This window comes from Crossiella sp. NPDC003009 (genome assembly GCF_053591555.1).
On record NZ_JBSFUA010000001.1, the window covers coordinates 183,223 to 192,519 of the forward strand.

Annotated in this window: 9 protein-coding genes; 4 read left to right on the plus strand and 5 right to left on the minus strand. The window is 72.9% G+C overall.

Translation table 11 applies throughout. The features are described 5' to 3' along the window. Positions 1 to 35: 35 nt before the first annotated feature. Complete coding sequence (locus ACWDY5_RS00920; RefSeq protein ID WP_449720300.1) at positions 36 to 881, minus strand: SDR family NAD(P)-dependent oxidoreductase; 846 nt, start codon at positions 879 to 881, stop codon at positions 36 to 38. A 177-nt stretch (positions 882 to 1,058) separates the two neighbouring features. On the opposite strand from ACWDY5_RS00920, the gene ACWDY5_RS00925 reads away from it, so the two are divergent. Both ACWDY5_RS00925 and ACWDY5_RS00930 read left to right on the plus strand, forming a co-directional pair. Next, entirely contained in the window at positions 1,059 to 1,730 is a 672-nt protein-coding gene (locus ACWDY5_RS00925) for a hypothetical protein (RefSeq protein ID WP_449720301.1), read from the plus strand. A 301-nt stretch (positions 1,731 to 2,031) separates the two neighbouring features. Further along, on the plus strand, positions 2,032 to 2,331 hold the full coding sequence (locus ACWDY5_RS00930) for a hypothetical protein (RefSeq protein ID WP_449720302.1): 300 nt from the start codon (positions 2,032 to 2,034) through the stop codon (positions 2,329 to 2,331). A gap of 3 nt (positions 2,332 to 2,334) precedes the next feature. Here the strand turns inward: ACWDY5_RS00930 and ACWDY5_RS00935 are convergent, their stop codons facing one another. From ACWDY5_RS00935 to ACWDY5_RS00945, 3 genes are read right to left on the minus strand one after another with little or no spacing between them, the layout of a single operon-like run. Further along, positions 2,335 to 2,700 (minus strand): S-adenosylmethionine decarboxylase family protein, encoded by a 366-nt coding sequence (locus ACWDY5_RS00935; RefSeq protein ID WP_252478600.1) that lies wholly within the window; start codon positions 2,698 to 2,700, stop codon positions 2,335 to 2,337. Between the two features lie 52 nt (positions 2,701 to 2,752). After that, positions 2,753 to 3,679 carry a Gfo/Idh/MocA family protein gene (locus tag ACWDY5_RS00940; RefSeq protein WP_449720303.1) on the minus strand — a complete coding sequence of 309 codons (927 nt, stop codon included), beginning with the start codon at positions 3,677 to 3,679 and terminating at the stop codon, positions 2,753 to 2,755. Then, complete coding sequence (locus ACWDY5_RS00945) at positions 3,676 to 4,584, minus strand: glycosyltransferase family 2 protein (protein WP_449720304.1); 909 nt, start codon at positions 4,582 to 4,584, stop codon at positions 3,676 to 3,678. The genes ACWDY5_RS00940 and ACWDY5_RS00945 overlap by 4 nt, the downstream gene beginning before the upstream one ends. 276 nt (positions 4,585 to 4,860) lie before the next feature. Here ACWDY5_RS00945 and ACWDY5_RS00950 point away from each other — a divergent pair, with 276 nt between their 5' ends. Further along, positions 4,861 to 5,103 (plus strand): hypothetical protein, encoded by a 243-nt coding sequence (locus ACWDY5_RS00950; RefSeq protein WP_449720305.1) that lies wholly within the window; start codon positions 4,861 to 4,863, stop codon positions 5,101 to 5,103. A gap of 11 nt (positions 5,104 to 5,114) precedes the next feature. On the opposite strand, the gene ACWDY5_RS00955 is transcribed toward ACWDY5_RS00950, so the two are convergent. Beyond that, complete coding sequence (locus tag ACWDY5_RS00955) at positions 5,115 to 5,588, minus strand: RICIN domain-containing protein (protein WP_449720306.1); 474 nt, start codon at positions 5,586 to 5,588, stop codon at positions 5,115 to 5,117. Between the two features lie 158 nt (positions 5,589 to 5,746). Here ACWDY5_RS00955 and ACWDY5_RS00960 point away from each other — a divergent pair, with 158 nt between their 5' ends. Continuing rightward, on the plus strand, positions 5,747 to 9,289 hold the full coding sequence (locus tag ACWDY5_RS00960; RefSeq protein WP_449720307.1) for an nSTAND1 domain-containing NTPase: 3,543 nt from the start codon (positions 5,747 to 5,749) through the stop codon (positions 9,287 to 9,289). The last annotated feature ends 8 nt before the right edge of the window (positions 9,290 to 9,297 follow it).

A 9,297-nucleotide genomic window follows, 5' to 3' on the forward strand; every position in this document is an offset into this window, starting at 1 on the left:
GGTCTCGCCCCAGAACGGGTCGCCGGGGCACGCTATCACCACACCGGATCAAGTTCGAGCAGTTTCAGCGTGCGCAGCCACAGCTCCGGCCCGAACGCCGGATCGTGCGGCTGACGGCCCTTGGGCGGCTGACGGCGCATCAGGTGGAAGTAGGCGCCGTTGACCGACTCCGCCTCCGCGGTGGCCAGGTGCACCAGCGGCGCGGCCCCCTGGTCCGGGCTGACCGCCAGCCGCTTGCCCAGCGGCGAGTTGATCATCACCTTGCCGAACAGCCCGAACACCCCGTCGTTGCGGAAGAACTCGCTGGCGACCAGTCCGGGGTGGAAACAGGAGGCGGTGAGCCCGCTGCTGGCGGCCCGCCGGGCCAGCTCCTGGGTGAAGAGCACGTTGCCGAGCTTGGAGCAGGCGTAGGCGTGGGTGCTGCGGTAGCGGCCGCGCGCGGAGCCGAGGTCGTCGAGGTCCAGCCGCGCCCAGGAGTGCGCCGCGCTGGCGGTGGAGATCACCCGCGCGCCGCCCAGCGCGGGCGCGAGCAGGTGGGTGAGCAGGAACGGGGCGAGGTAGTTGGTCTGGAAGGTCAGCTCGTGGCCGTCCGCGCTGAGGGTGCGCCTGCTGACCTGGCGGCCCGCGTTGTTGGCCAGCACGTCGATCACCGGATAGCGCGCCAGCAGTTCCCCGGCCAGTCGCCGGACCTCCGCCAGCCTGCTGAAGTCGGCCACGAACGGTTGCCCGCCAACCTCTTCCGCCACCGCCGCGGTCTTCTCCGGCGACCGCCCGACCACCGCGACGGTGGCCCCGAGCTTGCTGAGCTGCCGCGCCCCGGCCGCCCCGACCCCGGCGCTGGCTCCGGTGACCACCACGATCCGCCCGTCAAGATCAGCCATGTCGAAACGACCTTCCCCCAAGGAATGTGACCGCTCGATACTGCCAGCACCTGCGCGTTGTTGTGCACTATGATTTCAGTGTTGATCGAAATTGATAGAGTGGGACAAGAAAAGCGAAAATCGCCGGGAGAGGGCTGTCGGGCCGACGTGCTCGGTCGCCGGGAGAGACTGGGGCGTATGAGAATTGCGGAACTGACCGCACGGCAACCGCTGCTGCGCGCCGGAGTCGCGGCGGTGCTGCTGTCGGTGGCCGCCTGCACCGGCCCGCCGCCACGGCCGCCAGCCCCCGCACCTTTGGCGGCGGCCATCGACCAGGTCGGCAAGTCACCGGTGCCGCGCCCGGACAACCTGGAAGACGTCCCCAACGCCACCCCGCAGCGCTCACCCCGCCTGGAAGAGGAGCTGCGCCGAGCCCTGCCACCCGGCCTGCGCGTGGTGCGGACGAACTCCGCGGTCGAGCCCGCCCTGTCCGCCCGCCACTACGAGATCGGCGCCCTGGTCACCGACGGCACCGGCTACGGCACCATCCTGGTCACCTTCGACAGCCCGCCGATCACCTCAGGCGAACCCGGCTGCCTCAAACCCGACCGGCAACACTGCCGCATCCTGCCGCGCCCCAACGGCGACACCGTGTCCATGGCCGACCGCAGCGGGGACGCGGAACGGCGGGCCATCACGGCCGAGCGGTTCCGGCCCGACCAGAAGCTGGCGCTGACGGTGCGCTCGCTGGACGGGGCCGACGAGCGGCCGTCGCGGTTCTGGCGGGGCGGGCCGAGGCTGGGGCGGGTGCCACTGGACGCGGACCAGGTGACGGCACTCAGCGACCACCCGGGGTTCACGCCTGACTGATGCCGGGCTCCGGCGGCGGGATGGGCGGGGTGGGCAGGGGGTGCCCCGGGTCCGGGTCCGGAAGTGGTTGGGGCGTACCGGGTTCCGGCTTTGACGGCACGGGGCCGGGGTTCGGCTGGGGCGGCACGGGGTCCGGCACCGGCATGGGCGGGACCGGCTGCGGTTCGGGCTGCAGCGGCGGCGGTGGCGGAGGCGTCGGCTGGGTCATCTCCTGGGAATACCCCGTGTCGACCGTTCCCACCATTCACGGCCGGTAACATGGGCCGGTCTGGGAAACCGTTGCGATCGGGGTGGTCGTCCGATGGATCCGATCTCGCTCGCCGTCGGTGGGGGACTACTGCTGTTCGGCTACGTCGCCGGGCTGCTGACCCGGCGCAAGCGCCAGCCGAAGCCGCTCACCGCCGACTGCGGCTGCGGCCACTCCATGGCCATGCACGATCCGGAGAACGGCAGCTGCCACGCCGAGGTGCAGCGGAAGGACTCCTACGGCAAGGACGGCACCTATGTCGGCACCACCTATGCGCAGTGCCCGTGCCGGCAGTACGTGGGGCCGCGGCCGATCGAGGAGTTCCTGGCGCCGAGGTACCTGCCGCCTGCCTGATTCCTAGCGGACCGCGCGGAGCAGGCGCGCCACGTTGATGCGGGTCGGGTTGAGGCCCTTTTCGATCTTTTCCAGCATGAGTTCGGCGTTGAGCCTGCCGTAGGCGAGCAGGTCGATGTTGGCCAGGCTGAACTCCGGCCAGGTGTGGATGCTCAGGTGGGACTGGGACAGCACCAGCACCGCGGTCACCGCGCCGTTGGGGAAGACGTGCCCGGTCTCGCCGAGGATGGTCGCGTTGCCGGCGGTGGCCGCCGAGCGCAGCAGTTCCACCAGCGCGGTCTCGTCCACCAGGATCGCCGGATCGCGCACCCACACGTCGACCGCGTAGGAGCACAGCTCGTCGACCTGGACCTCTTCCTGTTCGGCCATGGCGCCCAGGCTAGGGCGGATCGGGCCGGGGCGCAGCGAGAACACTGGCGCGTCAGGGTGACCCGGCCAGGTGGTAGGCCGCGACCACCAACTCTTGGAGGTGCAGCGCTTCCGCGGCCGGGACCACCGCGCCGGGGCCGCCGCCGACCGCGTTGTAGAAGGCGGTCATGGCCGCGAGCTCGGGGCGGTGGGTGGCTTGGCGGACCGTGCCGTCGGCCAGGCGGAGCTCGCCGCGCCGGAAGTCCAGCAGGTGCTTGCCCTCGGTGGTGTGCGCGATGATCGCCATGGTCACGGTGCGCGCGGACCGGTCCACCCGCAGCGCCGCCGGCACTCCGGCGAAGGACAGGGTCAGCTCTGCGCGTTCCTCCACCGGGCCGCCTGCCACCGAGCAGGTGCGCAGCTCCGGCTCGCCGAAGACGGTGCGCAGCACGTCGAGGGCGTGGGTGCCCAGGTCCAGCAACGCGCCGCCGCCGGCCAGCCGGGGATCGCGGTACCACGGGGTGAAGGCGCGCCACAGGCGGTCGCCGGGGGTGCTCATGCCGAACTCGATGCCGGTGACCTCGCTGCCGCGCACCGCCTCGGCGAACGGGGGCAGCAGCTCGTGGAAGCGGTAGGGCAGGTTGACGCCGAAGAGCGGGTCGCCGGTGGCGTGCGCGGCGAACAGCCTGGCCTGCTCGATGTCGGCGGCCAGTGGTTTTTCCGACAGGACCGCGATGCCCGCGCTGAGGGCGGTCAGGGCGGGGGCGACGTGGTCGTTGTTGGGGGTGCAGACCACCAGCACGTCCGGGTTGGTGCGGTCCAGGATCTCGTGCACGGAGCCGGCGACGTGCACGCCGGGCTCGTTGGCGAACAGCTGGGCGGTGCGGGCCGGGTTGCGGTCGCAGGCCCCGACCAGCTCCAGGTCCGGGCGGGCGTCGATGAAGGGCAGGTGGTAGCGCTGGCACACCCGGCCGCAGCCGATGATCGCGACCTTGGTCATGGCGCGGCCTGCGGGGCCGGGGCGAGCTCGGCGGCGAGCTGGTCCAGGCCGATGTCGCCGCGCAGGAAGTCGCCGACCCGCTCCAGTCGTGGCCTGCCATGCCGTTGCGCCACCAGGGCCCAGAACAGCCGCAGGTCCGCGCCGGTGTGGTGGCGGGCCTGCGGCAGGTGGAACGCGGAGGGGTCCAGCAGCCGGAACTCCGCGCCGGCCGCGGCCAGTCGCAGACCGAGCTCGAGGTCCTCGCCGCCCCACAGCGCGCCGAAGCCCTCGTCGAAACCACCGGCGCGCTCGAACAGCGTCCTGGACATGCTGGTTCCGGTGCCGACACAGGCCAGCCAGCGCAGCTCCTGGTAGGCGGGGACGCCGGTGACCGCGCGGGCCACCCCCTCGATGAAGGAGCGGCGCGGGCCGAGCGTGCGGGCCAGGCGGGGGAGGGCGGGCAGGTCGGCGGCGGCGAGGGTGCGGCCGCGGGCGCCGACGAGGGTGCGGCTGAAGCGGAGGGGGTCCGCGGTGAAGAGGAAGGCGGTGAGGTCGGTGACCCGGCTGTGCGCGACGGTGTGGGTGAAGGGCAGCGGCGGCGGCGCGGTGTGCGCGGCCAGGTGTGCGCGCAGCAGGTCCGGGTCGGCCAGGGTGTCGTCGTCCAGGAACAGCAGCAGGTCGCCGAGGGCGAGGGCGGCTCCGGTGTTGCGGGCCGCGGCCACGCCCCGGCCGCCGGAGCGGGCCAGCCGCAGCGGCAGGCCGGTGGACAGCGCGGCCAGCACCGTCTCCACCGCACCGGACCGGGGCGCGTCATCAACCAGCAGCACCTCGAAGGAGTCCCGGTCCAGGGTCTGCGCCAGCAGTGCGGACAGGGTCAGGTGCAGGCGGGTGGTGCGGTCCCTGGTCGGGATCACGACGCTGATCATGGGGCGAACAGGTCCATGTGGCCCTCTCCAGGTTTTTCGGATACCCATAACGGGCGCGAATCTCTGGCAGGCTGCGAATTGACACGTCGATTTGCTGGCGAATCGTCATCCGGCATTCCGGTCAAGATAGCGCAGAACAGTCGGCGTCACTACCTTGTGCTGGTGTCACTGGGTAACTCAAGGGATTGCTAGGCCGACTGAATTAATTCGAGAAGCGCGCCGTAATGGGATGCGGGAAAACGCTAGGATGCGCGAACGGCGGAGAGGGGGCCCCGGATGCACGTGCTGGCCGCGACACTGGAGTGCGACGGCCTGGCCGTGCGGCACACCGACCCGGGGACCGAGGTCCCGGTGCCGGAGGTGCTCCTGGAGTCCTTGCGCCGCAACGCTTTGGGGGAGGCGCGACCGCCGACGGCGGAGGTCTGGCGGCGCGGCGGCCACCCCATCGCGATGCCGGGTAGCCGTCCGGGCCGGGCGGACCTCCTGGGATACCAGGTGGAGCCGCCCGGCCCGGGCTGACGGCGGAGACGTCAGACCACGACCTGCTTCCACTTCTGCCACGCCGCGCCGGGCACCTCGTTGCGCATGTTGATGCCGCCGCCACCGCCGTTGTCCTCGATGCCCATCACCTGCAGCGTGCTCAGGGTGCGCACGAAGGCGTCGTTGTTGACGTCGCCGTTCCACTGCCAGCGCTGGTTGGCGTGGTTGTGGCAGGCGCCGGTGGCCTGCACCGCGCCGTTGACCTGGCCGTGCTTGACGTCCAGGCAGCGCCCGTTGAGCGCGCTGCGGATCTTCTCCCCGTCGATCTTCCACATTTGGTGGGCGTTGTAGCCGCCCGGGTCGCAGCCGGTCATGCGCACGTTGTCAGCCCCGTCCACGGTCAGGCAGGCGCCGTTGTGCAGGCTCCGGATCTGGAAGGCGGGCGCGGGCGCCGCCTGGGCAACCGGCGCCACCACTCCGATGGCGAAGCCGGACAGGCCCAGGGCCAGGACGGCTGCGGTCATTCTGCGTCGCATGGTCGATCCCCTTGTGTCGATGTCATCCGGGTTCGTGGCCCGGCTGGCATCAACAACGTTCGGTGATCTGCCCGATGGGGAGCAGGTGTTGCCCGTATCCCCGCCTACGCTCCTCCGGGATACCCCAGTTGATCAGGAGGAACGGGTTGGCGGAGGCGACGGGTTTCGGTGCCGGGCTACGCAGGCTGCGCACCGAACGGGGACTGTCCCTGACCCAGGTGGCGCAGCTGGTGCACTACAGCAAGGGATATCTGAGCAACATCGAGAACGGCCGCAAACCGGTCAACCCCGGCCTGGCCCGCAGGTTGGACGAGGCCCTCGCCGCCGACGGTGAGCTGACCGGCCTGGTTGGCCTGGACCACCCGCGCTGCCCGTACCAAGGCCTGGCCGCCTTCGAGGCCGAGGACGCCGGCTGGTTCCACGGCCGGGAGCGGGCCACCGCCGCGCTGCTCGGGCGGTTGGCCGAGGCCAGGGCGACCGGGTTGCCGCTGGTGGTGTTCGGGGTTTCCGGCGCGGGCAAGTCCTCGCTGCTGCGGGCCGGGCTGGTGCCCGTGCTGGGCCGGGGCGCGCTGCTGGTGGACGGGCCGCTCCGGGTGCTCACCCCGACCGCCACGCCGATGCGGGTGCTGCCCGAGCCCGGCGGGGTGCTGGTGGTGGACCAGTTCGAGGAGGTCTTCACCCTCTGCGAGGACCCCGACGAGCGCCGCGAGTTCATCACCGCCCTGTGCGCGGCGGCCAAGAAGGGCACCCTGGTGGTGCTGGGGGTGCGCGCGGACTTCTTCGGCGCCTGCCTGGCCCAGCCGCAGCTGCTGGAAGCGGTGCGGCACAACCAGTTCACCGTGGGCGCGATGTGCCGCCAGGAACTCGTCGAGGCCATCACCGGACCGGCCAGGACCGCGGGGCTGGCGGTGGAACCGGGACTGGTCGAGCTGCTGCTGCGCGATCTGGGCCTGGCGGGGGAGGATCCCGGCGCGGCCTACGACCCCGGCGCGCTGCCGCTGCTGTCCTACGCGCTGCTGGGCACCTGGCAGCAGCGCAGCGCCGATGCGTTGACGGTGGCCGGATACCGGCTCACCGGCGGGATCGAGGGCGCGGTGGCGGCCGCGGCCGAACGCGCCTACGACCAGCTCGGCTCCGAGGCCCAGGACGCGGCCAGGCGGGTGCTGCTGCGGCTGGTCCGCATCGACGAGCGGGACGAGCCCGCGCGCCGCCGGGTCCAGCAGGCCGAACTGCTCGGCGGCGCGGCAAAACCGGCTCAGGCCGCGATCGAGACCCTGGTGGAGGCCCGGCTGCTGGTGCTGGACCGGGACACCGTGGAGATCGCGCACGAGGCCCTGCTGCGCGCCTGGCCCCGGCTGGCCGAGTGGATCGCCGCGGACCGGGCCGGGCTGCGCCTGCACCGCCAGCTCACCCAGGCCGCGCACGAGTGGGCCTGCCTCGGTCACGACTCCGGCGCGCTCTACTCCGGCCTCCGCCTCAGCGCGGCCGCGCAGTGGGCCGCCGAGCACGACACCGAGCTGACCGAGGGCGAACGGGACTTCCTGCGCGCCAGCGCGGCCGCCGGGCAGCGCCGGGTGCGCACCCGGCGCAGGCTGACCACCCTGCTGGTGGTGCTGCTGGTGCTGGCCAGCACGGCCACCCTGGTCGCCGCGCGCTCCCGCTACCTAGTGGCCGAGCAGCGCGACCTGGCCCTCGGCCGCAACGCGGTGGCTTCGGCGATCACCTTGCAGGAGCAGGAACCGGCGCTGGCCATGCAGCTGCGGCTGGCCGCCTACCGCCGATCCCCGCACCCGGAGCTGGCCGACGCGGTGCTGGCCGCGTTCACCTCGCCCTACCGCGGCCGGTTCACCGGGCACACCGGCGAGGTGGTCTCGGTCGCCTACGCGCCCTCAGGCCCGGTCGCGGCCACCGCGGGCTGGGACCGCACGGTCCGGCTGTGGGACATCGCCAACCCGAACCGCCCGGTCGAGCTGGCGGTGCTCCCGCTGGCCGCGGCCGCGCGCGAGGTGGCCTTCCACCCCGGCGGCAAGCTGCTGGCCACCGTGGACCACGGCGCGCTGCGGCTGTGGGAGATCGGCGATCCGCGGGTCCCGCTGCCGCTGTCCACCGTCCCGGCCGCGCTGAACTCGGTGGCGTTCAGCCCCGACGGCCGGAGCGCGGCCACCGGCGGCGGGGACGGCCTGACCAGGCTGTGGGACCTCAGCGATCCGCGCGGGCCAAGGGAGACCGGCGCCCTGCCCGGCCACTCCGGCCCGGTCACCTCGGTCACCTTCAGCCGGGACGGCGGCCTGCTGGCCACCGCGGGCGACCACACCGCCCGGCTGTGGGAGCTGGGCGGCACACCCCGGCTGCGCGGCCAGGTCAGCGGGCACACCGCCACCGTGCCGAGCGTGTCGATCAGCCCGGACGGCGCCACCATGGCCACCGCGAGCTGGGACCACACCGTGCGGCTGTGGCGCACCGCGGACCTGCGGCCGCTGGCCACCCTCGGCGAGCACAAGACCATCATGTGGTCGGTGGCCTTCAGCAAGGACGGGCGCAGGCTGGCCACCAACGGCAGCGGCAGCACCCTGCTGTGGGAGGTGACCGATCCGGCCGCGCCGCGCAAGGTCAGCACCCTGCCCGGCGGGACCTACCAGGTGGCCTTCGCCCCGGACGGCAACACCGTGGCCACCCCGCAGTGGATCAAGGACCTGCGCGAGCTGCCGCTCACCGGGCACGAGGACGTGGTCACCACGGCCACTTTCAGCCCCGACGGCAACCTGCTGGCCACCGGCAGCTGGGACCGCACGGTCCGGCTGTGGGACGCCCGCCACCCGCGCCCGCTGGCCCAGCTGACCGGACCGGGCGCCTTCGTCCGCGGCGTCGCCTTCCACCCCCGCGACCACCTGCTCGCCGCGGCCAGCGAGGACGGCTCGGTGTGGCTGTGGGACCTCACGAATCCGGCCGCCCCGCGCGCATTGCCGCCACTGGCGGGCGACACCGGGGAGATCACCGCGGTGAAGTTCAGCCACAACGGCCGGGTGCTGGCCGCGGTCGGCCTCAGCGCGGTGACCCTGTGGGACGTCACCGGGCGCCGGGTCCTGGCCCGGTTCGCCGAGACCCCCTACACCAACCTGGCCACCGCGTTCAGCCCGGACGATGAGGTGCTGACCCTGTGGACCACGAACACCCCGGTCCGCCAGTGGCGCATCACCGACCCGGCCCGCCCGGTCGAGCTGCCCCAGCCCGCGGGCGCCGCCGCGGCCAACGTGGGCGCGCTGAGCCCGGACGGCCGGTTCATGGCCAGCTACCAGCCGGGGGACAACACGGTGCGGCTGCGCGACCAGGGCGGTGAGCTGGCGGCGATCTCCGGCCTGCCGGTGGTGTACTGGCTGGCCTTCGCCCCCGATGGCAGGCGCCTGGTGGCAGGCGCCGAGGACGGTGTGGTGCGGGTGTGGGACCTGAGCGATCCGCACGTGCCGGTGGAGCAGGCCCGGCTGGTCGGCCACCAGGGACCGGTGCCGGGGGTGGCGGTCAGTCCGGACGGCACCAGGGTGGTCACCACCGGCAACGACCGCACGGTGCGGCTGTGGGACACCGACCTGGAGCGGGTGGCGGCCCGGATCTGCGCGGTGGCCCACCCGCGGATCAGCCGCGCGGAGTGGGAAAAGCACTTCCCGGGGATGGAGTTCCGGCCGCCCTGCTAGGACACGGC

Bases quoted from the DNA above. Each gene is read 5' to 3' on its own strand.
- ACWDY5_RS00920 (WP_449720300.1), bottom strand. From the start codon at position 881: ATGGCTGATCTTGACGGGCGGATCGTGGTGGTCACCGGAGCCAGCGCC.
- ACWDY5_RS00930 (WP_449720302.1), top strand. From the start codon at position 2,032: ATGGATCCGATCTCGCTCGCCGTCGGTGGGGGACTACTGCTGTTCGGC.
- ACWDY5_RS00950 (WP_449720305.1), top strand. From the start codon at position 4,861: ATGCACGTGCTGGCCGCGACACTGGAGTGCGACGGCCTGGCCGTGCGG.
- ACWDY5_RS00945 (WP_449720304.1), bottom strand. From the start codon at position 4,584: ATGATCAGCGTCGTGATCCCGACCAGGGACCGCACCACCCGCCTGCAC.
- ACWDY5_RS00940 (WP_449720303.1), bottom strand. From the start codon at position 3,679: ATGACCAAGGTCGCGATCATCGGCTGCGGCCGGGTGTGCCAGCGCTAC.
- ACWDY5_RS00935 (WP_252478600.1), bottom strand. From the start codon at position 2,700: ATGGCCGAACAGGAAGAGGTCCAGGTCGACGAGCTGTGCTCCTACGCG.
- ACWDY5_RS00925 (WP_449720301.1), top strand. From the start codon at position 1,059: ATGAGAATTGCGGAACTGACCGCACGGCAACCGCTGCTGCGCGCCGGA.
- ACWDY5_RS00955 (WP_449720306.1), bottom strand. From the start codon at position 5,588: ATGACCGCAGCCGTCCTGGCCCTGGGCCTGTCCGGCTTCGCCATCGGA.